The following is a 24,948-nucleotide window of genomic DNA, read 5'->3' as shown; positions in this document are numbered from 1 at the left end:
TTCCCACAGGGGGTCACCACTCTCGAACACACTCTCTAGCTGACGGCGTCCATCGTGGTGGTGCCGGGGCCGGAGCCCAGGGCGCGGCGCAGGCGCAGGGCGACCAGCAACTCGGTGCGGCGTTCGGAGAGCGCGTCGCCGAGCAGCTCGGTGGCGGTGCGGATGCGCAGCCGCACGGTGTTCTCGTGCACGCCGAGTTCGGTGGCCGCGCGGGCCTGCGAGCCGCTGGCGAGGGCGGCCAGCAGGGTCTCGCGGATGCGGTCGGCCCGTTCGTTCGCCTCGGCCAGTTCACCGAGTTCCTCCGCGACGAACCGCCAGGCCGCCGACGGGTTCTCCAGCAGGAAGGCCTCCAGCCGGACGTCGCTGTACCAGAGGAAATCGACCGGATCGGCCAGCACCTCGCGCAGCGCCAGCGCCCGCGTGGCCTCCTCGTGCGCGCGGCGGAACCCGGCGAGCCCGGCGGCCGGGCCACCGGCCACCACCGGTTCGCCGTGCCGCGAAACCGCCCGCCGGATCACGTCCAGCGTCGCCGGGTCGACGCGGCCGGGGAAGCCGAGCCAGCCCGCGAACAGCCCGGGGCCGCGCTCGACGAGCAGCGCGGCCGGGGCCTCGGTCTCGTGCCGCAGCCTGGCCAGCCGCCGCTCGGCCTGGAACCGGTCGCCGTGCAGCAGCAGGGCGACGTGGCAGGCACGCAGCCGGTAGCCCAGCTCGTCGTCGAGGAACTGGGTGTAGGCGGGCGGCGCGCCGCCGAGCAGTTCCTCGACCAGCGCGCGGCGGCGTTCGGCGCCGGTGCAGGCCAGTTCGCCGGACGTCTCGTCGTACCGGGCGCTGACCAGGCCGAGCACCCGCGTGACGTAGCCGAACACGGCCGGGGTGCGGTTGCCGATCAGCTCGGTGACCGTGCCGTCCCCGCGTTCGGCGGCCTCGCCGACGATGGCCAGCCAGCGGTGCCAGAACTGCTCCAGGCCGACCCAGTAGGCGCGCTCCAGATCCTCGAACGGCAGGCCCTGTGCGGCCACCACGTCGGCGAAGGCGAGGGCGTGCCCGAGGTCGGGTTCGCCGGGGTCGACCCGGCCGGCCGCGACGTCGGCGAGGTAGCCGATGTTGCCGCTCACGCACCGCCGCAGCTTGAGCTCGAAGGCGGTTTCGGTTACGTGGTGCGGGAAAACCCGGGAGGCGATGGCTTGGTGCACCGCTTCCACGATGGTCTCGACCTCGGCCTCGCTCGTCGTACCCACCCCTCCCTGCCGGGGCTCCAGGGTAACGCCGTTGGTATGCTCGGGGAGTCATGACCGATTTTCATGACGCACCCCACAATCACCACGCCAGGTATTCGGCCGCGTTCAACGCCGCCGACCCGGCCGCGCTGGACCGCCTCTACGAGGACACCGCGGTGCTCGTTCCCCGCCCCGGCCTGCCGCTGACCGGGAAGGACCGCGAGGCCGCCGGGCGGCACCTGCTCAGCTGGGGCCTGCCGATCGAGGCGAAGACGCGGCACACCTACGTCGCCGGGGACCTGGCCCTGCTGATCGTCGACTGGTCCATCCGGGGGACGGCCACCGACGGCACCGAGGTCGACCTGACCGGCGCCGCCACCGACGTACTCCGCCGCGGCGCCGACGGCCGGTGGCGCTACGCCATCGACAACCCCTTCGGAACAGCCGCCGGTTAGAGTCCACCTCGTGCGCAAGAAGCTCCGCTCGCCGCTGCCGCAGCGGCACGGCCTCGACCCCGCCCGGCTCCGGCTGCCGGACGAAGGGCCGTGGGCGACCCTGCGCGAGCACCTGGTGGAGCGCCTGCCGCGGGTGAGCCCCGCCCGCATCGACGAGTTGCTGGCCGAAGAGCGGATCGTCGGGCTCGACGGTCCGCTCGGGCCCGACACCCCGTTCCGGCCGGGCACCTTCATCTGGTTCCACCGCGACCTGCCGGACGAGGTGCCGGTGCCCTTCGACATCGGCGTGGTGCACCGCGACGACGACCTGCTCGTGGTGGACAAACCGCACTTCCTGGCCACCATCCCGCGTGGCAGGCACGTGGTGGAGACCGCACTGGTGCGGCTGCGCCGCGAGCTGGACCTGCCGAAGCTGAGCCCGGCGCACCGCCTGGACCGGGTCACCGCCGGGCTGCTGCTGTTCGTGATCCGCCCCGAGCTGCGCGGCGCGTACCAGACGATGTTCCGGGATCGCCTGGTGCACAAGGAATACGAGGCGATCGCCCCGGTGGACCCGGCGCTGGAGCTGCCGCGCGTGGTGCGCAGCCGGATCGTCAAGGAACGCGGGGTGCTGGCCGCGCAGGACGTGCCGGGGCCGCCGAACGCCGAAACCCGCGTGGAACTCGCGGAATCGCGCGACGGCCTCGGCCGCTACCGCCTGCTGCCCGCCACCGGGCGCACCCACCAGCTCCGGCTGCACCTGAGCGGACTGGGCATCCCCATTCTCGGCGACGATTTCTACCCCGTGCTCACCGAAACCGCACTGGACGACTTCAGCCGCCCGTTGCAACTGCTGGCGAAAACGCTGGAATTCACCGATCCGGTCAGCGGGCGGCGCCGCCGCTTCGAAAGCCGCCGCACCCTTCAGGCGTGGACCGACTTCCCAAGCTGGGCGGGCTAACCGAAAGCCAGCCGGGTTCCCTCCACCCTGGCCGCGATCTTGGCGAAGGCGATGTCCCGCGAAGTCGAGGTGTCGTCGGCGAACGGCGAGAAACCGCAGTCGTCGCAGGTGCCGAGGCGTTCGGCCGGGACGTATTCGGCGGCCAGCCGCACCCGGTCGCGCACCTGCTCGGCGGTCTCCACCACCGGGTCGACCGGATCGGTGACACCGACGAAGATCCGCTGCTCGGGCCGCGAGTGCTCGCGGACGATCTCCAGCACCCGCCGGGGATCGGGCTCGCTGGCCAGCTGGAGGTAGAACCGGCCCGCGTTGAGCGAGAACAGCGCGGGCAACAGTCCGGCGTAGTCGACATCCAGGCTGTGCACCGAATCCTGGTCGCCGCCGGGGCAGGTGTGCACCCCGATGCGGGCGCGTTCCTCCGCCGAAAACCGGTCCAGCACCCGGTTGTTCAGGTCCACAAAGGACTTCAGTAGCCCGCCGGACGGGTCCAGCTTGAGCGAGAGCCTGCCCTCGGTGAAGTCCAGCTGCACGCTGTCCGCGCCCGCGTCGAGGCTGCGCCGGATGTCCGCCTCGGCCTGGTCGACCAGATCGGCGAGGAACGCTTCGCGGGAGTAACCGTCGATGCCGTCCTGCGGGTAGATCAGGCTGATCGCCGAAGCCGCGATCACCGCCTGCTTGACCGGGAGATCGGTGAGTTCCTTGGCGGCGCGCAGGTATTCGTCGGCGTGGGTGGCGTAACGGAACGGGCCCGCGGTCAGCCGCGGCAGCTGCCGGGTATGGCCGTCGGCGAACGGGATCACCACACCGTCCGGCGCCAGCGACTCCAGCCCGGCCAGCGGGTAGGTGGCGAAGCTCGGCTTGCCCTGTTCCCCGTCGGTGAGCACCGGCGAACCGGTTTCGGTCAGCCGGGAAACGGTGTCGGCCAGCGCCTTTTCCCGGCTTTCGGCCAGCGCGTCGGCGTCGATCCTGCCCTCGGCGAACGCGCCCATGGCGTCGACCAGGTACCCCGGCCGCGGAATGCTGCCGATCGGTTCGGTGGGAATGCGCACGGAGAAACCCCTCCAGTTCACCGGCTTCGCTCGCCGGGCGGGAAGAATTCTACGGTTCGATCTTGGTTTGCCAGCCGCCTCACGAGTGAACCTCGAGCGTTTGCCGAGTGCGGCCAGGGGTACCCGGGCGAGAAGGAACATGATCATCCGCACGCGAGAGGAGCGTCCATTGGACACCACCACGCTGCGTGAGCTGGCCGGGAGCGGTGGCCCGTATGCCTCCGTCTACTTCGAAGACTCGCACGACACCGAGGACGCGGCGAAGCAGCTCGAGCTGAAACGGCGGGACATCCGCGAGCAGCTGGCCGGGAAGGGCGCCGGGGACGCCACCGTCGAGGCGGTGGACCGCGCGATCCGCGACGGGCGCCCGCCGATCGGGCGCAGCGGGCGAGCGGTGCTGGCCGCGCACGGGCGGGTCCTGCTCGACGAAGGGCTGGCCGAACCGCCGGGTGCCGCCGAAGTCCGGTTCTCCGAGTTGCCCCACCTCGTCCCGCTGCTCGCGCATTCGGCCGTCGGCACCCCGCATCTGGTGGTGATCGCGGACCGCGCCGGCGCCGACATCACCTCGGTGGATGCCAAGGGGCGCAGGCAGTCCGTGACCCGCGTGGACGGTGAGGACCACCCCGTGCACAAGGTGCGCGGCGGCGCCGAAGCCCACCGCGACATCCAGGCACGCGTCGAGGAGAACGTGCACCGCAACCTCGACCAGGTCGCCGAGCGCACGGCGAAGCTGGCCGCCGAGTCCGGCGCCGAGCTGATCGTGCTCGCCGGTGAGGTGCAGGCCAGGCGCGAACTTCGGGAGCTGCTGCCCAAGCCGGCCAAGGAGATCGCCACCGAGGTGACCGCCGGGGCCCGCGCCGATTCCGCGACCGAGGCACAGCTCGACGCCGCGATCGGTGAACTGCTCACCGGGCGCAGGCTGGCGCGGCTCGACCGGGTCGCCGAACGCTACCGCGCCGAACTCGGCCGCGCGCCGGGGCTCGCCGTGTCCGGCCTGGAGGGCGTGACCACCGCACTGCGCGAGGGCAACGTGGAAACCTTGCTGGTGACCGAACCGGGCGACGCCACCGTGGCGGTCGGCGAGGAGCCGGCGCAGGTGGCCGTGAGCACCGGTGAACTCGCCGCGTCCGGCGGCGGCACGGGTACCGAACGCCGCGCGGACGAAGCGCTTCCGGTGGCGGCGCTCTCCGTCGGCGCCGGGATCGTGGTGTTCGACGAACGACTGGATCTCGCCGAGGGCTTCGGCGCCATCCTGCGTCACTGAAAAAGCCGCTGAAAAGAAGCCGCTGAAAGGAATCAGGCCGATGAGCACTCCCGACGACGCATTCGACAAGCCCGAGGCGGACGCGCTGGAGCAGTCGCGGCCTGCCGTGCCGGACACCCAGGACGAGCCCGCCGGGACCGAGGTACCGCTGGAGGCGGATCCCGCCGACGCGGCGGATCAACGGGAACCCGCGGGCCTCGACGAGGAGTACTAGGACAACGCCCAAGCTCCATTTCGGACGCTCACCGGCCACCCGGCTTGTGGGTGGCCGGGCACCGGCCTACCGTCGGCGGCAAGGTAAGGCTCCAGGCGGGAGACGAACCCTTGCGCACGGCCGGTGACGTCTCGATCCACCTCCGCGGGCACCCGGACGGGGTGGTCATCGCGGTGCTGACCGGCGACCTGGACCGGCTCGGCGCGCCCGCACTCGAGGACGTGCTCGCCGAACTGCTCGCCGACCGCCAGGACTTCGTGCTGGACCTGCGCGGGCTCGGCTTTCTCGGGGTGGCGGGCCTGGAGGTGCTGCTGGACACCGCGCGCGCCACCACCCGGTGCGGGGTGTCCTGGGCGGTGGTCACCTGGGGTTCGGTGGTGAACCGCACGCTCGAAGCGCTCGGCGTCAGCGGCCTGCTGCCGGTCCACCCCACGCTGATCGACGCGCTGGCCGAGATCGAGACGGGCCGGGCCGAGCACGCCCGGTAAGCCGGTTTCGCCCGGTGCCCCGGCGGGTAGCCGTTGGCGAGTCGTTCCGGCCGGAGAGGACACCCCCTTGAGACCCCTGCGACGCGTCACGGTTTTCGCCCCGTCCCCGCAGTTGACGGTGACCATCGAGGAACTGGACGGCATTCCCGAAATGCACCTGCACGCCGGCGGCCAGGGCGTGTGGCAGGCACGCATGATCGTCTCGCTCGGCGTGCCCGCGGTGCTCTGCGCGGCGCTGGGCGGGGAAACCGGCGATCTGCTCAAGCACCTGATCCCCGGCGAGGGCATCGAACTGGTCTCGGAGGAGGCCCACTCCCGCAACGGCGGTTACGTCCACGACCGCCGTGACGACCGCCGCGATCCCATCGTCGAAGCACCCGGCGAACCGCTGTCGCGGCACGAACTGGACGGGCTGTACGAGAAAACGCTCGTGGAGGGGCTGCGGTCGACCACGGTCACGCTCAGCGGGCCGTCCACCGGGCAGCCGGTGCCCGCCGACATCTACCGCAGGCTCGCCACCGATCTGCGTGCCAACGGCTGCCTGCTGGTGGTCGACCTCTCCGGCGAACTGCTGGCCGCGGCGGTCGAGGGCAAGCCGCAGTTCATCAAGGTCAGCCACGAGGAACTGCTCGACGACGGACTGGCGGACAGCGACGACCCCACCGCGCTGATCTCGGCGATGCGGGAACTGAGCAGGCGGGCCGGTGACGCGTCGGTGGTCGTCTCGCGGGCCGCCGATCCGGCTCTGGCACTGCTGGAAGGGGAACTGTTCGAGGTGGAAGCGCCGCCGCTGCACCCGATGGACTCGCGCGGGGCCGGTGATTCGATGACCGCCGCCGTGGCCGCCGCGCTCACCGAGGGAGCGTCGCAGTTGGACGCGGTCCGCCTCGGCGCCGCGGCGGGCGCGCTGAACGTGACCCGCCGCGGCTTGGCCACCGGCGGCGGCGACAGCGTGCGCGCGGTCGCCGAACGCGTCGAAGTGCGGCGGCTGAAGGACGACGGGGAGGCCGGATGACACGAGTGCTGATCACCAACGACGACGGGATCGACTCGCCTGGGCTGATCACGCTGGCTCGGGCCGCGCTGCGGCACGGCCTCGACGTGGTGGTGGCCGCGCCGCACGAGGAGTCCAGTGGCACCAGCGCCGGGCTGACCGTGCTCGGCGAAGAACCGGTCGCCAAACCCGTCGAACTCGACGGCCTGCCGGGCGTGCCGTGCCACGCGGTGACCGCGCGGCCCGCCTTCATCGTGCTTTCGGCCAAGGAAGGGTCTTTCGGCGATCCGCCGGACGCCGTGCTGTCCGGGGTGAACCGGGGCATCAACGTCGGGCGCGCGGTGCTGCACTCGGGCACCGTCGGCGCGGCGCTGACCGCGGGTGCCAACAATCTGCTCGGGCTGGCCGTGTCGCTGGAACACCCGGATTCCGGCGTGCTGCACTGGGACAGCGCGGAGGAACTGGCCGCGGAGGTCATCCCGCTGCTGCTCGAATCGGCGCCGGGTTCCGTGCTCAACCTCAACGTGCCCGCGTTGCCGCCGGCCGGACTCGGCCCGCTCAGCCGGGCGTCACTGGCCTCGGCCGGTGCCGTGCAGACCCGGCTGGAACGGGCCGGCGAGGGCGCCGAGGTGGTGACCACGGTGGTCGACGGCAGCGCCGAGCCCGGCACGGACGCCTACTTGCTGCGCAAGGGAAATCCCACCATCACCGCGCTGCGGTCGGTGACCGAGGACCCGGATTTCGACTGGCCCGCCGGACGCTGAGCGGACAAGAGTGGGGCATCCTCCGCCGCGGCGGAGGATGCCCCACTCTGGCTGGAACTTCAGCGGCCGTCGACGCCCTCCGGCTGACGGCTCACAGCGGCTTCGACGGTCTCGTCGATGGGCAGCACGGGCTGGAGCCCGGCCGCCTCGATGGCCCTCGGCACCACACGGCCGGTGGCGACCAGCCGCAGCGGAGTACCCGCGTCGGCGCACTTCTGCTGGATCTCCACCAGCGCGGCCAGCCCCGAGGAACCGAGGAAGTTCACCTTGGTGAAGTCGGCGACCACCGGACGCGGTGGCTTCGCCAGCTCGCGCGCGGCGTCGAACTCCGCGACCAGCGCGGGCACGGTCAGCATGTCCACGTCGCCGGACGCGACCACGATCACCGCCGATTCCTCGGCACGGTGTTCCAGCTCCAGCAGCTCGCTGGGCAATGGCACGGGACCTCCCGGGTTCGGGCGAACGGAAAGTTTCTCCGCCGGTCTCGGTTGGTCGTGACCGAGCGCGATCGGAAATCCCGGCTGGCTGCTCAACCGGATGTCCAGATCGTAGCGACCGCACCGGAGCACTGCCATCCGGTACCGGATGCGCGAAGTTCCCTCCAACGGCGTAATGATGATCACTCCGGCGGGTACCCCGGACCGGGGGTGGGCATTGAGTCGTGCGGATCAGGCGCGTACGGTCGGATTCAGCGGTTGAAACCAGCAGCCGAAGCACTGGCACGTACCGCACAAGCGTGTCTCCGCCGATCTCCGGGAGTACCGGAGCCGGAAGGAGCGTCAGCCATGACCTTGACGTTCAGGCGCGACAAGCTGGACATCCAGGCCGAGCACACCGGCCAGGCCCGAGTGGTCGAGGTTTCCGGTGAAGTGGACCTGGCCACCAAATCCCAGTTCGACGCCGAGCTGTCCGCCGCACTCGAACCACCGGCCCCGGTGCTCGTGATCGACCTCAGCGAGGTGGGCTTCCTGTCCAGCTGCGGGCTGCAGGTGCTGACGGAACTCGCCGAACGCGCCGAGCGGCAGCGCTGCGACCTGCGGGTGGTCTGCGCCGGGCGCCCGGTCCGGCGGCCGCTCGAGATCGTCGGCCTCGACCGGAGGCTCCGGCTGTTCGGCAGCCGCGAGCAGGCCCTCGGCTGACCCTCAGCCGACCTGGGGAGCCCGCGCGCTCACCGCCCGCCGCACGGCCGCCACGATCTCGGCGTTCGGCATGCCCTTGATCACGTACTCGCCGACCCCGGCCTCGCGCATGCGCTTGCGGTGCCCGGCGTCGTCGTAGGCGGAGAAGGCGACGAGCGCGGTGCCGAGCCCGGCCACCCGCCTGGCCACCTCGGCGCCGCCACCGGTGGGCATCCGCACGTCGATGACCGCGACCTCGGGGCGGTGGTGCTCGATCAACGCCACCGCCTCGTCCACGGTCGAGGCGTCCCCCACCACGGTGAGATCTCCTTCGGCGTCCAGCACGGCCCGCAGCGCTTCGCGGATGAGCAGCTCGTCGTCGGCGATAACCACCGAAACCCCGCCTGTGGTCACGACTCCTCCCCTGTGGCCCGGCCGCCAGGCCCGTCCGGGATCCAGAACCGCACCAGCGCGCCCTCGCCGGGATCGCTGATCAGTTCCCACCAGCCGCCGACGGCCTCCGCGCGCTCGCGCATGGCCTGCAGGCCGAAGTGCGCGCCACCACCGCCGAGCGTGTCGACCACCACGTCGGTGCCGACGCCGTCGTCGGTGATCTCGGTCAGCGTGCCCTGGTCGATCGAGCGGAACCGCACCCGCGCGCGGCTCGCCCGAGCGTGCTTCTGCACGTTGGTCAGCGCTTCGCCGACGATGCGGAAGATGGTCACCGACGCCTCCGGCGGCGGGTCCGCGATCAGTTCCGTGTCGTCGAGCCGGGTTTCGATGCCCTGATCGGCCAGCTGCCGCAGGTGCGCGCCGACCGCCTCGGTGAGGTCCCGCTCGTCCAGCGTCGGCGGGCGCAGCCGCAGCACCAGGTCGCGCAGCCTGCCGATGGTCTCGGAGACCGCGGTGTCCAGCGCGCGGACCGCTGGCCGGTGCTCGTCCGGCACCTGCGTGCCGAGCAGCTGCAGCCGCATCGACACCGCCGCCATCGCCTGGATCGAGTCGTCGTGCACGTCCCACGCGATCCGGCGCCGCTCGGCCTCCTGCGCCTCGACCAGGTGGAAGAACAGCCGCCTGCGTTCGACCAGTTCGCTCTCGGCGCGCACGCGCTCGCTCACGTCCCTGGTGACCTTGCCGAAGCCACGCAGCCTGCCGTGCTCGTCGAACAACGCGGTGATCACCACCACCGCCCAGAACCGGCTGCCGTCCTGGCGGACCCGCCAGCCCTCGTCCTCGAACCGGCCCACCTCGGCGGCGACCTCCAGCTCGTGGGCGGGCTTGTCGGCCCGCAGGTCCTCCGGCGGGTAGAAGACCGAGAAGTGCTTGCCGATGATCTCGTTCGCCCGGTAGCCCTTGATCCGCTCCGCGCCGGCGTTCCAGGTGGCCACGTTGCCCTGCGGGTCGAGCATGAAGATGGCGTAGTCCTGGACGCTCTGCACGAACAACCGGAAGGATTCCCCGGAGTAGGGGTTCGACAGCGGATCGTTCCCGCGGAAGCCGGGCTCCGGCGCGCTCATCCCGGGGAACTCGCGGGGCGCCACCCGCAGCTCAGCCATTCGCCGTCGGCGGGGGAAGCCGCATTTCGCACCAGACGACCTTACCGGCACCGCGCGCGAGCACGCCCCACCGCTGCGAAAGCCGTTCGACCAGAGCCAGTCCCCAGCCGCCCTGCGGCCCGCCCGCCTTCGGCCGCGGGGGCACCGGATTGCCGTCCTCGCACTCGATCCGGATGCCGCCGGGGGTGCTGGTGATGCTCAGCGTCGGCTTGCCACCGGCGTGCCGCACCACGTTCGCGACGAGTTCGGAGGCGATCAGCGTGGCGTCCTCGTAGGGCAGGGTCCCCCGCCAGGCCGACAACACACGGGCGACGAACCGCCGGGCCTCGCCTTCGGCGGTCAGGTCCGCGGGCAGCACCGTGGTGACCGGTCCTGGCGCCGCCGCACTGAGAATGCTGTCCATCGTGGTTCATCGTCCCCCCGTCCGCCGCAGTCCGGCTAGACGCAGCGGCCCCCGATCCACTGATGCATTTGCATCAGCCGGAGCAGTCGGCGCGGTCGCCTCAGTCGAGCAGGCCGCGGCGGCGGGCGATGGCGACCGCCTCCAGCCGCGAGTGCGCGCCGAGCTTCGCCAGCGCGCGCTGGGCGTGGTTCCGCACGGTGTTGCGCGCCAGGTGCAGCCGCCGGGTGATCTCCTCGACCGTGGCGCCGTCGGCGAACAGGCGCAGGATCTCGCGTTCGCGGGCGGTCAGCTCGGCCGGGGTACCGCGCCCGGACAGCCGGTCGATCACCTCGCCGAGCAGCACCGCGTCGAACACCATCTCCCCCGCCGCGGCGCGGCGGATGGCGTCGGCCAGCTGGTCGAGCCCGGCGGTCTTGGCCACCACGCCGGACCCGCCCGCCTCGACCACCCTGGTGGCCACCCCGGCGGTGACCTCGGCGGTGAGCAGCAGGACCTTGGGCGCGGCGGCGAGGTCGCGGAGGCGGGCGATCACCTCGATGCCGTCGCCGTCGGGCAGCCGCCGGTCGAGCAGCACCAGATCGGGATGGGTCAGCTCGACCTCGCGCACCGCGGCGGCCACCGAACCGGCCCGCGCGGCGAGATCGATGTCGCCGATCCCGGCGAAGACGAGTTCCATCGCTTCCGCCACCATGTCGTGGTCTTCGACTAGTACGACACGGATCGCAGGCATCGCGGGAACGCTACCAGCCGGATTGCCGCCCAGCGGACCCGATACCGGGCGGACGGCCGGCCGGGTGTCCACAGCGGAATCACCCCGTCCGTCCGGGCCGCGGGCCGTCGGCGACCCGCCGCCACCGCCTGCCGAACTCCTCGTCCAGCCGCGCGCCGGCCAGCGCGTTGCGGCCGTGCAGCACGCCGAAGGAGAACGAGCTGTACCCGGCGCGTTCGGCGGACACGGCCAGCGGCACCAGTTCCGCGCGGGCGACCACGCTGTCGTGGTGGTCGCCGAGGGTGGACTGCACCGCCTTGACCCGCTTGCGCCAGGTGTTCAGCTTCTTGCCCGCCACCGGGCGCACGGCGTCGGCGGTGTACCTGGCCTGCTTGGCTTTCTTGCGCACCTCGTGCAACGCGGCGTCGCGCTCGCCCGCCCGGTCCAGCTGCTCGACCGCCCGGCTCAGCCGCCGGTCGGCGCGCCGCACGGCGTGAAGCAGTTCCCGGCGGGCGGGCCGCTGTGCTTTCTTCGTCAGCGGCGGATCGTCGAGCAGCGCGTCGAGTGCGCGCAGCAGTTCGAGGTATCGCGGGCTGTTCAGCGCGTCGAGCGCGCCCGCCCTGCCCCGGGCCGACCGCTCCTCGAAGTAGGTGTCCAGGTACGCCCGCACCGGCCCGATGGTCAGCTCGCGCGGCAGCCCGGCCACCTGCTCGGCCAGCCCGGCGTGCAGCACCTCGTTGTCCCGCACCGGTCCCAGCTCACCGCCGAGCCACTTCAGCTCGTCACGCAGCGGCTGCACGGCGTCGCGGTCGAGGACCCGCCGGAACGAGCCGAGCGCGCTGCGCAGGCGCCGCATCGCCACCCGCATCTGGTGCACCGAGTCCTCGGCGTCGCGGCGCACCCCCGCGTCCTGGCGGCGCATCGCGTCCACCTGGGTGCGCAGGTAGTGCAGCACCACCTCCCCGGCGGTGGCCTTCTTCCCCGGCGGCGGGCACGGCGAATCCGGCAGCAGGTCGCCGATCAGCCGCCGCAGTTTCGACGGCCAGTACGACGGCACCGCGCCGGCGTCGGTGACCAGTTCCGCCAGCACGTCCAGGGTGTGGTCGTCGGCATCGGGAGCCAGCTCGATCTCCAGTTCCCGCCACTGGTCCAGCCGCGCCACCGTCCCGGCCGCTTCACCGGTCACGTGGTCGTCGGTCAGCGTCGCCAGCACGCGGCCGTCCGCATCGGCCAGCTGCACCGAGTACCGCACGGTGCGCAGCCCGGCGATACCGGTCAGTTCCTCGCCGCGGCTGTGCCCGCGCACCAGCTCGGCCAGTTCGGCGGGCACTCCCGCGTCGGAATCGCCCAGCGGCGCGGTGATCTCCTCGCGCGCGTCCCGGCCGACGGGCAGCTTCAGGTGCCAGCCGTCGTCGCCACCGCCGGTGCGCCGCCGCAGGGTCACCCCGGCGCGGGCCAGGTCGTACCGCGGGGTGTCGTAGTAGGTCGCGTCGAGCCGTTCCTCGGCCGGTTCGGACTGCCCGGCCACCGGGCCGTGCGCGCGCAGATCCGGAATGGCCAGATCCAGCGGGAAATCGAACTTCCGCTCGCGCTCCAGCGCGGTTCGTGTGCTCATCGGCGTCCTCCCAAGTCGTTCTGCCTCAGCCGGGCAGGGCACCCGTGGTGGCGAAATCGGCCCGGCGGGCCACCGAAACCGCCTGGTCGGCGAACCGGCCGTAGAACCGGGCGAGCAGGGTCGCGTTCACCGCGGCGGGCACCCCGTGCCGCCAGCCCGTGCCGGTGACCTCGCTGAGCACGTGCTCCCGCAGCGCGTCCACCTCGGCACCGGCCGCGCTCAGCTGCTCGACGGCCGCGCACCCGGTTTCGGTGAGGAACACGCACAGGTCGTCGGCCATGCCCGCGGTGCACGCGGCGAGCTGCTCGAAAGCGGGCAGGAGATCATCGGGCACCGCCGGATCGGGATGCGCCCGCGCCGCCGTTTCGGCGATGTGCCTGGCCAGATCGCCCATGCGCTCCAGCCGGTCGGCGCAGTACACCGCGACCAGCACCATCCGCAGGTCCCCGGCGACCGGCGCCTGCAGCGCCAGCAACCGGTGCGCGGCGTGCTCGCACTCGTCCCGCGCGGCGTCCAGCCGCCGGTCGGTCCGGACCGCTTCGGCGGCCAGCGCCGGTTCCCGTTCGAGCAACGCGCGGTTCGCCAGGCGCAGTTCGGCCGCGGCGGTGGCGGCCAACCGGATCAGCTGGGCACCCAGCTCCTTGAGCTGCCCGTGGAAACGTTCCCGCACCCGCCTCACCTCACCGTCCGGGGATACCCGGGCGGACGCCGGCCAAACCGCGGCGGGTTTCGCCCGGCTCCGCACGGGTTATCCCTGCCCTCGTGCACACCATGGACCATGACGGTCGGCAGCCGCTACCGATGTTCCTCCCGCCGATGCAGCCGAAACCCGGCACCCTGCCACCGGCGGCCGAGGACGAGGAATGGGCCTACGAACTCGACTGGGGCGGCCCGCGCGCCCTGGTCCGGGTCCAGGACGGCCGGACCACCGTCCGGGAGCGCTCCGGCCGGGTGGTCACCGAGGAGTTCCCCGAACTGCGCGGGCTCGGCACCGCACTCGGCGGCACGGAGGTGCTGCTGGACGGCCAGCTGATGACCTTCGAAGCCGGCCTGCCGAACCCGGCCGCGCTGCGACGGCGGGGAAAACGGCGCGCGCCGGTCTGGTACCTGCCCTCGGACGTGCTGCACCTGGACGGCACGCCGTGCCTGGAGCTGCCGTACCTGCAACGCCGGGAACTGCTCGCCGATCTGGCCCTGCACGGCCCCGCCTGGCAGACCCCGGAGCACCAGCTCGGCGACGGGGGCGCGGCACTGCGGTCGGCGATCGGCCGCGGCCTGCCCGGCGTGCTCGCGAAACGGCTGAAAAGCCCGTACCAGCCCGGAAAACGCAGTCCGCACTGGATCGCGGTGACCGGCACCGGGGTGCAGGAGGTGGTGATCGGCGGCTGGCGACCAGGCGGTGGTACACGCGAACGCACCTTCGGCTCGCTGCTGCTCGGCATCCCGCACGGCAGCCGGTTGCGTTACGTGGGCAACGTCGGCACCGGGTTCACCCACCACGCGCTGGAGGTGCTGACCGGACGGCTGGGGCGGCTCGAACGCAAGACCTCGCCGTTCCACTCGGTACCGCACCCGCAGGGCAGCGGCGCGCACTGGGTGCGCCCGTGCCTGGTCGGCGAGGTGGTCTTCCGCGGCTGGACGGACGCGGCCTGCCTGCGCACCCCGCGCTGGCGCGGCCTGCTCCCCGGCAGGGATCCGGGCGGTGTCACCATCGGCGAATGAGCCCGGTGCGGCCGGTGGGCGAGGAATGGAACCGGATCGCGCTGGGTACCACGATCGGGTGAGCAGTCAGCCGGTCGCCGAATCACGTGACGAACAGCTAGCGCGCAACGTCAGCGAACTGCTCGGCGAACTGCGCGTGGCGCAGGCCGCGGTGCAGTTCCTCTTCGGCTTCCTGCTTTCGGTCGCCTTCACCGATCTTTTCCGCGCCGCCAACGGGTTCGAGAAGGGCCTGCACATCGCCGCGGTGCTGCTGGCCGCCACCTCCACCGCGCTGCTGGCCGCTCCCCCGGTCTGGCACCGGATGCTGTTCCGCGAAGGCAGGCGGGAGGAAATCCTGGCGATCGGCAACAAGTCCGTGCTGGGCGGGCTGATCTGCCTGGCGGCCGCGGTCACCGCGACGGTTTCGCTGATCGCCAAGGTCATCTTCGGCTCGATCACCATGGCGGTGATCGGCCCGGCGATCGGGCTGCTGTTCGGTGTGCTGTGGTTCGTGGTGCCCCACCACATCCGCCGCCGGCCCGGTCAGGAACCGGTGCCGACGGCGGACGGGGAATGAGCTATTCGTCGCCGGGCCAGTCACCGGTCGCCTTGCGGTAGCTCTCGGCACCGGCGCGGTCCACCGCCGCCTTGACCGCGCCGAAGATGGCGCCCTGCACCGCGGCGGCGACGACCACCTCGGCCCAGCCGTACCTGGCGTTGGTGGCGTCGGGCGCGTCGTCCTCACCGGAGACCCGGCGCCAGATCTGCTTGAACAGCATGCTGGCGGCGATCCCGCCGAGCGAGCTGATCACCAGGCCGAACGGTTTGTACAGCATCTTGTTCATTTCCGGCTCCTGCGCACGATCAGCAGCACGATCAGCGCGAGCACCGCGGCGCCGCCACCGGCGACCGGCCACGGGTTGCGGCGCACGGAAACCGCCGCCTGCTGTGCCTGTTCCTTGGCGCGCGCGGGCACGTTCACCTTGTGCGCCAAGGCTTCCACGGTCTCCCCGAGCTCCTGCCTGGTCAGTTCGATGTCCAGGCGGGCCTGCTCGGCGTCCCTCGGGAACCCGGTTTCGGTACTGCTGCTCTCGCTCTTGCCACCGCTCATGAGTGCACACTCTCCTTAAGCACCTTGACGTCGGTCCGCACGCTCGAAATGGCTTCCTCCGGCACCGGCGGGGTGCCGCGCTTCAGCTGCGCGCGACCGGCCAGCGCCGCGATCCCGGCCACCACCAGCAGGGCCCCGGCCACGATCAACGCGGCGGCCCAGGCGGGCAGCACCACCGCCAGGCCGAGCACGGCGGCCGCGACCAGCGTCATCACCGCGAGCACCGCGACAAAACCGGCCGCACCGGCCAGCCCGGCCCCCGCGCCCACCTTCTTGCCCTTGCGCTGGAGTTCCGCGGTGGCCAGTCGCATCTCGTCACGGACCAGCCTGCTCAGTTGCTCGGACGCGTCTCCCACCAGCTGGGAGACCGAACGCTCGTCCTGGGTCATCGTTACCTCCCGTGCACACGTGCACTCCTTGCCGTTCGGCTACCCCGATCACCGGGGCCCCAATCAGGGCTGTTTGCGCCGTTCAGCGCCGGGTACCCGTCGATCGCGGCAAACCCGCCGGCGAATCCGGAAGGAGGCGGAGAGTAATGCCACAACAAGCCTGGAGCGACAAACGGGAACGTCAGTACAAGCACATCAAATCGAGCCAGAAGGAACGGGGCGCGAGCGAGGACAGGGCCGAGGAGATCGCCGCGCGCACGGTGAACAAGAACCGCGCGCAGTCGGGGGAATCGGCCCGGGCCAGCAAATCCTCCACCCGGGACGTCTCACCGCAGCACCGCGGTGGCAAGCGGTCCGGCAATCGCCAGGGCCCCGGCGGCCCCACCAAGGAACAGCTCTACAACGACGCGAAGAAACGCAACATCAAGGGCCGCTCCACCATGTCCAAAAAGGAGCTTCAGCGCGCACTCGGCCGCTAGGCACGACGCCGCTGTCCCCAAAACGAAGGTGGCTTCCGGGGCGATCAATGCCCCGGAAGCCACCTTCGTGTTCTGGCCGGTTACCGCCGGACTCAGTTGCCCGGACGCGGCACGTCACCGCGCCAGCCACCGGACTCCCGGCCCTGGCTCTCGATGAAGTCCTCGAAGCGCTTCATGTCGCCCTTGACCCGGCGGTCGAGCACACCCAGCTTGTCGGCGACGTTCTCGACGAAGCCCTCCGGGTCGATGTCCATCTGCGCGGTCACCCGCGTCCGCTGGTCATCGATCCGGTGGAAGGTGATGACACCCGCGTGCCGCGGCCCGTCATCGGAGCGCCACGCCACCCGCTCGTCCGGGTGCTGCTCGGTGATCGTGGCGTCGAACTCCCTTTCCGCGCCACCGATCTTCACCCGCCAGTGGGTGTGCGTGTCGTCGAGCTGGCGGACCTCCTCGACGCCTTCCATGAACTGCGGGAAGGACTCGAACTGGGTCCACTGGTTGTACGCGGTGGAAACCGGTACGCCGACTTCCACGGTCTCGGTGATCGTTCCCACGGGTTCTCCTCGATCGCGGTTGCGGTTGCTTACGCGATCCGGGTACCCGGCCTCCGCCCGGTCACACAACTGGCTTGGATGTAGTCCAGTGCGTCCTGCCGCGGGGACTCCGCCAGCACCGTGGTCCACCCCTCGGGCACCTCGACGAACGACGGCCACAGCGAGTAGCGGCCGTTCTCGTTCAGCAGCACCACGAACCGGCCCCGGGGGTCCGCGAACGGATTGCTCATCAGCGCCGACCTTCCCTGCACTCCGGCTCCGGGCACGGCCCGCCCCGGCCGGCCCGGTACCCAAGGTAGGCAGCGGGCGGCGCGAGGGCAAAGCCCGGCCGGGGGTTCGCTGTCCACCCCTCGGCCACCGGCGAGTAACTCGCCGTTGTCCGCGCAGGTCAGCCCACCGCGGTCGGCTCGTCGGCGAACAGCCGGTCGGTCCGCTTCGCGGTGATGAACGCGATCGCCTCCGGCCGCCAGGTGGCGGACAGGGCCACCCGCCACCCGCGTGGCACGTCCACGAAGGACGGCCACAGCGAGTGCTCCCCGGTCGCGCTCTCCAGCACCAGGTAACGCGCGTCGGGATCGTCCAGGAAGGGATCCACACCGACCTCCAAGTACAGGGCACTGTCCGGTGAGTCTGGCCGGGGCTCGCCGGGCGGCGCCTGAGCCCGCTCGGTCAGGAAGCGCACTTCTCCTCGGCCAGCGCCGCCTGCTCCCAGCCGCCCGCGCATTCCCGCACCCGCCGCTGCTTGTCCGCGCGTTCGGTCCGCGGCAGCTGCGCGTAGGCCACGTCGCGGACCAGCGAATGGCCGAAGGCGTAGGCCGCTTCGCCGGCCGCGCCGGCCGGGCGGGCGCGGCGCAGGAACTCCAGTCTCTCCAGATTGCCCAGTGAGCGCGCCACCTCGGCCTGGTCACGCCCGCCGACCGCGGCCACCACCGCCGGGGTGACCGGCTCGGCGACCACCGAGGCGTCCAGCAGCACGGCCTTGTCCACTTCGGGCAGCGTGTCCAGCCGCGCGGCGATCACGCTGTGCACCGCCTGCGGCAGCGGGAGCTGGTCGCGTTCGGAGTCGGGCCAGTCGCCACTGCGCAACCGGTCGGCCAGCACGCGGGCGTACTCCACGGCGAACAGCGGGTTGCCGCCCACCCGCGCGGCCAGCACCCGGCAGAACTCGGTCAGCGAATCGGCCACGATCGGGTCCTGCGCCGGCTCGTCGAGACCGTCGGTACCACCGACCAGATGCCGCAGGAGTCCCGCGATCGCGTTGTCCGACAACGGATCCATCGTCGTGGTGGTGGCGTGCCGCCGTCCCCCGCCCCAGCCGGGACGCCGCTGCAGCAGTTCCGGGCGCGCGGTGGCCACCACGAACAACGGCACCGGCGCGGCGTGGTCGGACAGCTCGTCGACGAAGTCCAGCAGTTCGTCGGTGGCCCAGTGCAGATCCTCCAGCACCACGACCACCGGACCGGCGACCGCGATGGCTTCGACGAACCGGCACCACGCGGCCAGCATCTGCCCCGGGTCGGCGGGCGGCTCGCCCAGCCCGGCCAGGCGGCACAGGTTCTCCCGCATCCAGGCGGCGGCTTCGGCGGGCACCGCGAGCCCGTCGATGGCGGCGGCGATCCGCTCCCGCACCCGCCGGGCCGGATCGGTGGCGGAGAAACCGCAGTGCTCGCGCAGCACTCCGGTCAGCGCGGCGTACGGGGCTTCGGCGGCGAACGGCTGGGTGTTGCCGGTCAGCACGGCGGCGATCTCCCCGCGTTCGGCGGCCTGCGCGCCGAACTCGGCGAGCAGCCTGCTCTTGCCGATCCCCGGCTCGCCGAGCACGGTCACCAGGTGCGGGCGCCGCCAGCCGCGGACCTGGCCGAGCAGGCTGCGCAGCACCTGGAGTTCGTGGTCCCGGCCGACCAGCCTGCCCGCGCCGGTCTCCGGCACGGCGATCGACCGCGGCGCCGGAGCCACGGCCAGCGCGCCGCGTCCCCCGCCGGGCACCGGGGCGTAGGTGATGGCTTCGGCGGTGGCGTGCCGGGTGGCGTCGCAGACCAGGATGTCGCCGTCGGGGACCGCGGCGAGCAGCTTCGCGCAGCCGTCCAGCACCGAACCGGTCACCACCGGTGGCACGTCACATCCCGCGGCGGCGTAGCGGACCAGCGCGCTGCCGGTGGCCACCGCGATCCCGACGCTCATGCCGGTGGCCGCGCGGGCGCCCAGCTCGGGGATCTCGTCGGCGAGGAACCGGTCGCGGATGGCCAGCGCGGCCCGCACCGCGCGCTCGGTGTCGTTCTCGTGGTTGCGCGGCACTCCGAACAGCATCAGGTACATCGGGCCGATCGAACCGCCCGCCACCCCGTCGAACCGGCGGACCTCACCGCCGATGATCGTGCTGATCCCGCGCATCGCCTCGTCGACGTCCTCGGGATCGGCGCCCTCCATGCCGGGGCCGAGGTGCGCGGAGACCAGCACCGCGCTGACGTTCTTGCGTTCCGCCCTGGCGTCGGCGGGCGCCGTCGGCGGCAGCCGCACCGAGGTGACCGGGGCGGCGTTCACCGTCTCCGCCGGTTCGACCGGCTTTTCCCGCCGCGCCGGCGGTTCCGGGGAAAGCTGGCGCTGCCCGGGAATGGTGCGCGGCGCCAGCGCGGTGGCCACCCGGATCTGCCCGGCGGGCACCCCGGGCACGGCCAGGGCGGCGTCCTGGTTGAGGATCATCCGCTGCAGTTCGCGCAGTTCGCGGCCCGGCTCGATGCCGAGGCCGTCCACCAGCAGCGCGTAGGTGCGGCGGTAGACGTCGAGCGCGTCGGCCTGCCTGCCGGACCGGTAGAGCGCGAGCATCAGCTGCCCGCACAGCCGCTCGCGCAGCGGTTCGGCGGCGACCACCTCCTCCAGCTCGGCGATCACCTCGTGGTGGCGCCCGCAGCTCAGCTCCGCCTCGAACCGGTCCTCCAGCGCGACCAGCTTGACCTTCTCCAGCGCGGCCAGTTCCGGCCAGGCGATCCCGGTCTCGACCAGGTCGGACAGCGCGGGCCCGCGCCAGAGGCCGAGCGCCTCGCGCAGCGTGCGGGCGGCCGGTTCGGCCTGTCCCTCCGCCAGTTCGGCGCGGCCGCGCTCAGCGAGGGTCTGGAAGTGGTGCAGGTCGACCGACTCCGGGTCGACCCGCAGCAGGTATCCGGGGGCGTGGGTGAGCAGCATCGGGGTGCGGCCGGGGGCGTGCGGGCGGGAGGCCAGGGTGCGGCGGATGCCGGAGACCGCGTTCTGCACCATCTTGCGCCCGGTCGAGGGCACACCGTCGGCCCACAGCGCCTTGACCACGTGACTGGTCGGCACCACGTTGTTCGCGTGCAGCAGCAGGTAGCCCAGCACGGCCCGCTGCTTCACGCCGCTCAGTTCCACCGGCGGCCCGTCGTCCACTATCTCCAGAGAACCGAGAACGCAGAACCTCACGAACATTCACCCCGACTCCGGCCGGCCAAACTCGAAAAACTTTCACAATCGAGCGAGTTCCGGCATTTCGGACCGAAATCCGCTTCCCGGGCGGTCGCCGGATCGCCGATCAATCGCTTGTGGCGATTCACCGGCCATCCCGGCGGCGGGGCCGCCACAGGCGACCTCCGCGCCCACTCCGCGGGCCCCAGTCCCTCGACTCATGTAACTGCTCGAGTGCACCTATAGTCACACATGAGTCACTCCACAGGTACTGCGGAACTCCACAGGTCGATCCACAGAGATGTTGGGAAGTATCCGCCACGACCCGCGTAACAGTGTCATAGAAAGGTCCGGAACCCGTTGAACGCCAAGGAAAACGCAGGAATCGGCGGCGGCGGGCCAAGATCGGCGGCGAGCCGGGGACACCACAGTGGATGATCACGAACGGTAGTGTCCGCGCACTGGCGGTGACCTGCCTGTGGAGTTGCGGACCACCCGGGGCACCCCCGGTGGCGCGCGGGGTGAGGCAACCTTAAGTGCATGTTAATTCGCCACATGGCCCCACCGGCTCGCCTAAGATACGGATTGCCCAAACCGGTCCGGTCGCGCAGTTCGGCCCGTCAGCGGGAGGTGTCCATTAATGCGCTCTAACGCGAAACACGCACGCAACACAGTGAACACCGTCGCCCCCGATCTCGCAGCCCCGCCGGCGAGAATCACACTTTCCGCCCCCGCCGTCCGGGGCCCGGGTCGCCCGCACGGCGGTATCCGGCGAAAACCGGCAGACTGAGCGCGCCACGGCTCTGGGGGCGGTGGCTCGCCTTGACAGTCATCCGGACGCGGTGACATGGTCCATCACGAACCTGTCGGACAGCCGGACAGGACGCGGGAGGTAACCGTGGAGGGTTCCACCCCACACGTACCGCGGCTTCGCGGGCGCGCCGGGCAGTTGCGCGCGATCGGCTGCCATCTCGACGCGGTGGCCGGTGGCCGCCCCGGCATCCTCAACCTGAGCGGGCCGGCCGGTTCGGGCAAGACCGCCCTGCTCACCGCGGCCACCGCCGAAGCGAGCGCCCGTGGTTTCCGCGTGCTCACCGCCCGCTCCGCCAAGCTGGAGCGCGACTTCGTCTTCGGTGTGGTCCGCCAGCTGCTGGAGAGCACGGTGTTCGAGGCACCCGCCGCGGACCGCGAGCGGCTGGTCGGCGGGCCCGCCGCGTTCGCCGTCGAAGTGCTGGAGTCCGGGCCCTCGGCCACCGCGGTGGACCTGCACTCCACCTTCCACTCCCTGTGGCACCTGTCGCGGTTCCTCGCCGAGGGATCTCCGCTGCTGCTGGTGATCGACGACGTGCACTTCGCCGACTCGCTGTCCATCCAGTGGCTCGACTACGTCTCGCGCCGCCTGTCCGGGCAGCGCATCGGCATTCTCACCGCCGGCACCGCCGGGCCCGGCCCGTTCGGCAAGGCACCCGGGGTGACCGGGGCGCGGCAGCTGGAAGTCGGCGGGCTCGACGCCGCCGCGATCACCGAGATCGTCACCGACACCCTCGGCGAGAACGTCTCCCCCGAGTTCGTCCGCACCTGCCACACCGTGACCGCGGGCAATCCCGCCCTGCTCGAAGGCCTGCTGCGGTCGTGCCACGGGGCCGGCGGCGAGCGGCTGGACCCGTCCCGGTTCGGCCCGCGCGAGCTGGCCACCACCGTCTACCACCGGCTGGAGCAGGAGGACACCGCGCTGGTCGCGCTGGCGCAGGCGATCGCCGCGCTGGAAGGCACCGACACCGATCTCGAACTGGCGGCGGCGGTGGCCGGGCTGCCCGCGTCGGCCACCTTCTGGGCCGCGCGGCGGTTGCGTGAGATGAGCCTGCTCACCGACAGTGCGGACAGCGCCGGGGGTGCCGGAGTCGATGGCGCCGAAGGCGGGGCGCTGACCTTCACCGAACGCGGCATCCAGGCCGCGATCGCCTGCCGCCTGACCCCGCAGGACCTGCACACCGCGCACGCCAAGGCGGCGCGCTTCCTCAACGGGGTGCACGCGCCCTGCGCCAGGGTCGCCGCGCACCTGCAGGAAACCCGGCAGGTCGGCCAGGACTGGGCGGTGCACACACTGCTCAGCGCCGCCCGTGAGGCCATCGCCGACGGCGACCCGACCACCGCGGTGGCGCACCTGCGGCGGGTGCTGCACGAACCGCTCACGCCCGAGCAGCGCAACGAGGTGCTCTTCGAACTGGGTTCGGCGGAGATCCACGCCGATCCGCCCGCGGCCGTGCACCATCTGTCCATGGTGGAGTCCGAGAGCGCCGATCCCCGGCGCCAGGCGGCGATCGCCGCACTGCTGGCGGGCGCACTGTCCGAATGCGACAGGTTCCGCGAGTCGCTGAACGTGCTGCAGCACGCGGTCGACCGGCTCGACCCGGACCACCCGGAACTGGCTTCGGAACTGGAAACCGAGATCCTCTACCTCTCGCGGCACGATCCCCACACGGCTACGACCGTGCCGCAGCGGCTGGCGAACCTGAGGCGCCGCAACAGTTCCACCCCGCAGGCGCGGCGGCGGCTCAACGCCTTCGTGGCCGAGCACGGCGCGGTGGCACTGGACCACATGTCCGCCGCGGCACTGCGCCGGCTGGCACTCGACTCGACGCCGCCCGGCCCGCTGAACGACCTCGGCGAGCTGCGCGCGTTCGGCGCGGTCGTCGGCGCACTGTCCAATTTGGAGGAATACGACCTCGCGCTGCAGATCTGCGAGGAGGTGCTGGACGACCGCAGGCGCAGCCTGCCGCTGGCGACCGGGCTGGCAAGCGCGTACTGCGCCGACATCCGGTACCAGATCGGCCAGCTCACCGCCGCCCGCTCCGACGCGCAGGCCGCGCGCGACCGGCTGGAGTCCTTCGAGATCCGCCGCGGCATCATCCCGGCACTGCTCGACGGCACGGAGATGCGGCTGGCCGCGGTGCAGCACGACACCGAGGCCGCCGAGCGGTTGCTGGCGCGGCACCGGCACATCGCCAAGTCGACCTATCTGCGCACCTGCATGGCTTTGCACGGGCGCGGCCTGCTGCACGCGTCGATGGGCAACCACACCGCCGCGCTGAACGACCAGCTCGACTGCGGGCGGCGGCTGGAGCGGTTCGGCTTCGTCGACCACCCGCAACTCCCGTGGCGTGTTCCGGCGGCGCTGGCGCAGTTCCAGCTGGGCAACCACGAAGAGGCGATCCTGCTGGCGAAGACGCAGCTCGCGTTCGCCAGGAAGCGCGGCCTGCCGCGAACGCTCGGCATCGCACTGCACACCGCGGCGACCGTCACCGAGGACGCGCGCTCGATCGACCTGCTGACCGAGGCCGTCGAGGTGCTGGGCCGCTCGCAGGCGAAGCTCGAGTTCGCGCAGGCGCAGGCGGAACTGGCGGTGCGGCTGGGCGGCAGCGGCGGCCACGAGCAGGCGGCCACCATGCTGAACCAGGCCATGTCCACCGCCACCAGCTGCGGCGCGATCGCCCTGGCCGGGCGGATCCACCAGCAGCTGCACTCCCCGGCCGCGGCCCAGCCCCAGGTGCTCACCCGGCGCGAGCACAACATCGCCACGCTCGCCGCGCAGGGCAAGTCCAACCCGGAGATCGCGCAGGCACTGGTGCTGTCCCGCCGCACCATCGAGTTCCACCTGACCAACATCTACCGCAAGCTCGGCATCTCCCGCCGGAACCAGCTGACCCAGTCCCTGGTCGGCTCCACCACCCCGACCGCGTTCTAGGCAGGCGCCACGATGGTGGTCAGGGTCTTTTCGACCTGATCCAGGTGGGTGGTCATCGCCGCGGTGGCCGCCTCCGGCGCGGCGTCGCGGATGGCGGTGACCAGTTCCTCGTGCTCGCGGTTCGACCGCTCCCGCCGGTCCCCCAGCTTGTTCAGGAAGAACGACTGCTGCCGCAGCGCGTCCCTGATCTCCTCGATCACCTTCGCGAAAACCGGGTTCCCCGACGCCTGCGCCACGCTGATGTGGAACAGCGTGTCCAGCGCGACCCACGCGGTGTCGTCGGTCTCGTGCCGCATGCGGTCGGTCAGCTCGGCGAGCCGGTCGAGGTCGTCGGGGCCGCGGCGCACCGCGGCGAACCCCGCCACCGGGATCTCCACGTGCCGCCGCACCTCGAGCAGGTCCCGCGCCGAGTACGAGCCGAAGATCGGGTTCTGCGCCGCGCCCGCCGACTGCACGTAGGTGCCCTTGCCGGTGCGCGAAACGGTCAGCCCCAGCGCCGCCGACGCCCGCAGCGCCTCCCGGATCACCGACCGGCTGACCCCGAACGACTGGGCCATCGCCGCCTCGGCCGGGAGCTTGTCCCCCACCCCGTACTCACCGCGCTCGATGGCCCCGCGGATCTCGCCGAGCACGGCTTCCATCGCGGTCACCCGGCGCGGCGGGACCGCGCCTGTCCGCCTGTCTGACAGGCTCATGGCGATACAAAGTGACACAACCGCCCATCGGCGTCAAGCAGCATCCCGACAGCTTGCTCTCAGGATTTCGTCAT

At 71.9% G+C, this 24,948-nt stretch carries 29 protein-coding genes; 12 read left to right on the top strand and 17 right to left on the bottom strand.

Going from position 1 to position 24,948, the window contains the following annotated elements; translation table 11 throughout:
* Window positions 1-35: 35 nt before the first annotated feature.
* Window positions 36-1,238, bottom strand: a complete 1,203-nt coding sequence (locus YIM_RS18495; RefSeq protein WP_153031538.1) for a CdaR family transcriptional regulator — start codon at window positions 1,236-1,238, stop codon at window positions 36-38.
* Between the two features lie 50 nt (window positions 1,239-1,288).
* On the opposite strand from YIM_RS18495, the gene YIM_RS18490 reads away from it, so the two are divergent.
* Both YIM_RS18490 and YIM_RS18485 read left to right on the top strand, forming a co-directional pair.
* A complete protein-coding gene (locus YIM_RS18490; protein WP_153031537.1) occupies window positions 1,289-1,672 on the top strand; it encodes a DUF4440 domain-containing protein in 384 nt (127 codons plus the stop codon).
* A gap of 10 nt (window positions 1,673-1,682) precedes the next feature.
* The gene (locus YIM_RS18485; RefSeq protein ID WP_153031536.1) at window positions 1,683-2,612 is read left to right on the top strand and encodes an RluA family pseudouridine synthase; all 930 of its coding nucleotides are present in this window, start codon (window positions 1,683-1,685) and stop codon (window positions 2,610-2,612) included.
* Here YIM_RS18485 and YIM_RS18480 read toward each other — a convergent pair.
* Window positions 2,609-3,661: a cobalamin-independent methionine synthase II family protein gene (locus YIM_RS18480; RefSeq protein WP_153031535.1), complete on the bottom strand. Its 1,053-nt coding sequence runs from the start codon at window positions 3,659-3,661 to the stop codon at window positions 2,609-2,611. The genes YIM_RS18485 and YIM_RS18480 overlap by 4 nt on opposite strands.
* A 139-nt stretch (window positions 3,662-3,800) precedes the next feature.
* Here YIM_RS18480 and YIM_RS18475 point away from each other — a divergent pair, with 139 nt between their 5' ends.
* The 5 genes from YIM_RS18475 to surE all read left to right on the top strand — a co-directional run bounded on the left by YIM_RS18475 (window position 3,801) and on the right by surE (window position 7,385).
* Window positions 3,801-4,925: a Vms1/Ankzf1 family peptidyl-tRNA hydrolase gene (locus tag YIM_RS18475; protein ID WP_228004809.1), complete on the top strand. Its 1,125-nt coding sequence runs from the start codon at window positions 3,801-3,803 to the stop codon at window positions 4,923-4,925.
* 40 nt (window positions 4,926-4,965) lie between these two features.
* Entirely contained in the window at window positions 4,966-5,139 is a 174-nt protein-coding gene (locus YIM_RS48605) for a hypothetical protein (RefSeq protein ID WP_194240205.1), read from the top strand.
* Between the two features lie 110 nt (window positions 5,140-5,249).
* A complete protein-coding gene (locus YIM_RS18470; protein WP_194240204.1) occupies window positions 5,250-5,627 on the top strand; it encodes an STAS domain-containing protein in 378 nt (125 codons plus the stop codon).
* A gap of 67 nt (window positions 5,628-5,694) precedes the next feature.
* On the top strand, window positions 5,695-6,642 hold the full coding sequence (locus YIM_RS18465) for a 1-phosphofructokinase family hexose kinase (protein ID WP_228004808.1): 948 nt from the start codon (window positions 5,695-5,697) through the stop codon (window positions 6,640-6,642).
* A complete protein-coding gene (surE, locus tag YIM_RS18460; RefSeq protein WP_153031533.1) occupies window positions 6,639-7,385 on the top strand; it encodes a 5'/3'-nucleotidase SurE in 747 nt (248 codons plus the stop codon). Before YIM_RS18465 ends, surE begins: the two co-directional genes overlap by 4 nt.
* 59 nt (window positions 7,386-7,444) lie before the next feature.
* Here surE and YIM_RS18455 read toward each other — a convergent pair whose 3' ends face one another.
* Window positions 7,445-7,825, bottom strand: coding sequence for an STAS domain-containing protein (locus YIM_RS18455; protein ID WP_228004807.1), 381 nt, complete (start codon window positions 7,823-7,825; stop codon window positions 7,445-7,447).
* A gap of 345 nt (window positions 7,826-8,170) precedes the next feature.
* On the opposite strand from YIM_RS18455, the gene YIM_RS18450 reads away from it, so the two are divergent.
* Window positions 8,171-8,524 (top strand): STAS domain-containing protein, encoded by a 354-nt coding sequence (locus tag YIM_RS18450; RefSeq protein WP_153031531.1) that lies wholly within the window; start codon window positions 8,171-8,173, stop codon window positions 8,522-8,524.
* 3 nt (window positions 8,525-8,527) lie between these two features.
* Here the strand turns inward: YIM_RS18450 and YIM_RS18445 are convergent, their stop codons facing one another.
* The 6 genes from YIM_RS18445 to YIM_RS18420 all read right to left on the bottom strand — a co-directional run bounded on the left by YIM_RS18445 (window position 8,528) and on the right by YIM_RS18420 (window position 13,456).
* A complete protein-coding gene (locus tag YIM_RS18445) occupies window positions 8,528-8,917 on the bottom strand; it encodes a response regulator transcription factor (RefSeq protein WP_228004806.1) in 390 nt (129 codons plus the stop codon).
* Window positions 8,914-10,059, bottom strand: a complete 1,146-nt coding sequence (locus YIM_RS18440) for a PAS domain S-box protein (RefSeq protein WP_153031530.1) — start codon at window positions 10,057-10,059, stop codon at window positions 8,914-8,916. The genes YIM_RS18445 and YIM_RS18440 overlap by 4 nt, the downstream gene beginning before the upstream one ends.
* Complete coding sequence (locus tag YIM_RS18435; protein WP_153031529.1) at window positions 10,052-10,462, bottom strand: ATP-binding protein; 411 nt, start codon at window positions 10,460-10,462, stop codon at window positions 10,052-10,054. The genes YIM_RS18440 and YIM_RS18435 overlap by 8 nt, the downstream gene beginning before the upstream one ends.
* A gap of 100 nt (window positions 10,463-10,562) precedes the next feature.
* Window positions 10,563-11,192 carry a response regulator transcription factor gene (locus YIM_RS18430; protein WP_153031528.1) on the bottom strand — a complete coding sequence of 210 codons (630 nt, stop codon included), beginning with the start codon at window positions 11,190-11,192 and terminating at the stop codon, window positions 10,563-10,565.
* Between the two features lie 79 nt (window positions 11,193-11,271).
* Window positions 11,272-12,786 (bottom strand): CYTH and CHAD domain-containing protein, encoded by a 1,515-nt coding sequence (locus YIM_RS18425; RefSeq protein WP_153031527.1) that lies wholly within the window; start codon window positions 12,784-12,786, stop codon window positions 11,272-11,274.
* 25 nt (window positions 12,787-12,811) lie between these two features.
* Window positions 12,812-13,456, bottom strand: a complete 645-nt coding sequence (locus YIM_RS18420; RefSeq protein WP_153031526.1) for a PhoU domain-containing protein — start codon at window positions 13,454-13,456, stop codon at window positions 12,812-12,814.
* 101 nt (window positions 13,457-13,557) lie between these two features.
* Between YIM_RS18420 and YIM_RS18415 the strand changes: the two genes are divergently transcribed.
* Window positions 13,558-14,508 (top strand): hypothetical protein, encoded by a 951-nt coding sequence (locus YIM_RS18415; protein WP_153031525.1) that lies wholly within the window; start codon window positions 13,558-13,560, stop codon window positions 14,506-14,508.
* A 58-nt stretch (window positions 14,509-14,566) separates the two neighbouring features.
* Entirely contained in the window at window positions 14,567-15,064 is a 498-nt protein-coding gene (locus YIM_RS18410) for a DUF6328 family protein (protein ID WP_228004805.1), read from the top strand.
* A 1-nt stretch (window position 15,065) separates the two neighbouring features.
* On the opposite strand, the gene YIM_RS18405 is transcribed toward YIM_RS18410, so the two are convergent.
* From YIM_RS18405 to YIM_RS18395, 3 genes are read right to left on the bottom strand one after another with little or no spacing between them, the layout of a single operon-like run.
* Window positions 15,066-15,332 carry a DUF4235 domain-containing protein gene (locus tag YIM_RS18405; protein WP_153031523.1) on the bottom strand — a complete coding sequence of 89 codons (267 nt, stop codon included), beginning with the start codon at window positions 15,330-15,332 and terminating at the stop codon, window positions 15,066-15,068.
* Entirely contained in the window at window positions 15,329-15,598 is a 270-nt protein-coding gene (locus tag YIM_RS18400) for a DUF3618 domain-containing protein (protein WP_153031522.1), read from the bottom strand. The genes YIM_RS18405 and YIM_RS18400 overlap by 4 nt, the downstream gene beginning before the upstream one ends.
* Complete coding sequence (locus tag YIM_RS18395) at window positions 15,595-15,987, bottom strand: phage holin family protein (RefSeq protein WP_153031521.1); 393 nt, start codon at window positions 15,985-15,987, stop codon at window positions 15,595-15,597. Before YIM_RS18395 ends, YIM_RS18400 begins: the two co-directional genes overlap by 4 nt.
* 146 nt (window positions 15,988-16,133) lie before the next feature.
* Here YIM_RS18395 and YIM_RS18390 point away from each other — a divergent pair, with 146 nt between their 5' ends.
* Window positions 16,134-16,466 carry a plasmid stabilization protein gene (locus YIM_RS18390; RefSeq protein ID WP_153031520.1) on the top strand — a complete coding sequence of 111 codons (333 nt, stop codon included), beginning with the start codon at window positions 16,134-16,136 and terminating at the stop codon, window positions 16,464-16,466.
* Between the two features lie 92 nt (window positions 16,467-16,558).
* On the opposite strand, the gene YIM_RS18385 is transcribed toward YIM_RS18390, so the two are convergent.
* The 4 genes from YIM_RS18385 to YIM_RS18370 all read right to left on the bottom strand — a co-directional run bounded on the left by YIM_RS18385 (window position 16,559) and on the right by YIM_RS18370 (window position 20,452).
* Window positions 16,559-17,020, bottom strand: a complete 462-nt coding sequence (locus YIM_RS18385; protein WP_153031519.1) for an SRPBCC family protein — start codon at window positions 17,018-17,020, stop codon at window positions 16,559-16,561.
* 29 nt (window positions 17,021-17,049) lie between these two features.
* A complete protein-coding gene (locus YIM_RS18380) occupies window positions 17,050-17,250 on the bottom strand; it encodes an MbtH family protein (RefSeq protein ID WP_153031518.1) in 201 nt (66 codons plus the stop codon).
* Between the two features lie 158 nt (window positions 17,251-17,408).
* Entirely contained in the window at window positions 17,409-17,615 is a 207-nt protein-coding gene (locus tag YIM_RS49175; protein WP_228004804.1) for an MbtH family NRPS accessory protein, read from the bottom strand.
* A 74-nt stretch (window positions 17,616-17,689) separates the two neighbouring features.
* A complete protein-coding gene (locus YIM_RS18370; RefSeq protein WP_194240203.1) occupies window positions 17,690-20,452 on the bottom strand; it encodes a BTAD domain-containing putative transcriptional regulator in 2,763 nt (920 codons plus the stop codon).
* 880 nt (window positions 20,453-21,332) lie between these two features.
* Between YIM_RS18370 and YIM_RS18365 the strand changes: the two genes are divergently transcribed.
* The gene (locus YIM_RS18365) at window positions 21,333-24,179 is read left to right on the top strand and encodes a LuxR family transcriptional regulator (protein WP_194240202.1); all 2,847 of its coding nucleotides are present in this window, start codon (window positions 21,333-21,335) and stop codon (window positions 24,177-24,179) included.
* Here YIM_RS18365 and YIM_RS18360 read toward each other — a convergent pair.
* Window positions 24,176-24,820: a FadR/GntR family transcriptional regulator gene (locus tag YIM_RS18360; protein ID WP_228005001.1), complete on the bottom strand. Its 645-nt coding sequence runs from the start codon at window positions 24,818-24,820 to the stop codon at window positions 24,176-24,178. The genes YIM_RS18365 and YIM_RS18360 overlap by 4 nt on opposite strands.
* Between the last annotated feature and the right edge of the window lie 128 nt (window positions 24,821-24,948).

It is taken from the genome of Amycolatopsis sp. YIM 10 (genome assembly GCF_009429145.1).
Taxonomy (GTDB): Bacteria; Actinomycetota; Actinomycetes; order Mycobacteriales; family Pseudonocardiaceae; genus Amycolatopsis.
This window is presented reverse-complemented; position numbering and strand designations above follow the sequence as displayed.

Excerpts from the sequence above, each read along its gene's own strand:
- YIM_RS18490 (WP_153031537.1), top strand. The coding sequence starts at position 1,289 with ATGACCGATTTTCATGACGCACCCCACAATCACCACGCCAGGTATTCG.
- YIM_RS18475 (WP_228004809.1), top strand. The coding sequence starts at position 3,801 with ATGATCATCCGCACGCGAGAGGAGCGTCCATTGGACACCACCACGCTG.
- YIM_RS48605 (WP_194240205.1), top strand. The coding sequence starts at position 4,966 with ATGAGCACTCCCGACGACGCATTCGACAAGCCCGAGGCGGACGCGCTG.
- surE (WP_153031533.1), top strand. The coding sequence starts at position 6,639 with ATGACACGAGTGCTGATCACCAACGACGACGGGATCGACTCGCCTGGG.
- YIM_RS18450 (WP_153031531.1), top strand. The coding sequence starts at position 8,171 with ATGACCTTGACGTTCAGGCGCGACAAGCTGGACATCCAGGCCGAGCAC.
- YIM_RS18440 (WP_153031530.1), bottom strand. The coding sequence starts at position 10,059 with ATGGCTGAGCTGCGGGTGGCGCCCCGCGAGTTCCCCGGGATGAGCGCG.
- YIM_RS18435 (WP_153031529.1), bottom strand. The coding sequence starts at position 10,462 with ATGGACAGCATTCTCAGTGCGGCGGCGCCAGGACCGGTCACCACGGTG.
- YIM_RS18430 (WP_153031528.1), bottom strand. The coding sequence starts at position 11,192 with ATGCCTGCGATCCGTGTCGTACTAGTCGAAGACCACGACATGGTGGCG.
- YIM_RS18425 (WP_153031527.1), bottom strand. The coding sequence starts at position 12,786 with ATGAGCACACGAACCGCGCTGGAGCGCGAGCGGAAGTTCGATTTCCCG.
- YIM_RS18415 (WP_153031525.1), top strand. The coding sequence starts at position 13,558 with ATGGACCATGACGGTCGGCAGCCGCTACCGATGTTCCTCCCGCCGATG.
- YIM_RS18405 (WP_153031523.1), bottom strand. The coding sequence starts at position 15,332 with ATGAACAAGATGCTGTACAAACCGTTCGGCCTGGTGATCAGCTCGCTC.
- YIM_RS18400 (WP_153031522.1), bottom strand. The coding sequence starts at position 15,598 with ATGAGCGGTGGCAAGAGCGAGAGCAGCAGTACCGAAACCGGGTTCCCG.
- YIM_RS18395 (WP_153031521.1), bottom strand. The coding sequence starts at position 15,987 with ATGACCCAGGACGAGCGTTCGGTCTCCCAGCTGGTGGGAGACGCGTCC.
- YIM_RS18390 (WP_153031520.1), top strand. The coding sequence starts at position 16,134 with ATGCCACAACAAGCCTGGAGCGACAAACGGGAACGTCAGTACAAGCAC.
- YIM_RS18380 (WP_153031518.1), bottom strand. The coding sequence starts at position 17,250 with ATGAGCAATCCGTTCGCGGACCCCCGGGGCCGGTTCGTGGTGCTGCTG.
- YIM_RS18360 (WP_228005001.1), bottom strand. The coding sequence starts at position 24,820 with ATGGAAGCCGTGCTCGGCGAGATCCGCGGGGCCATCGAGCGCGGTGAG.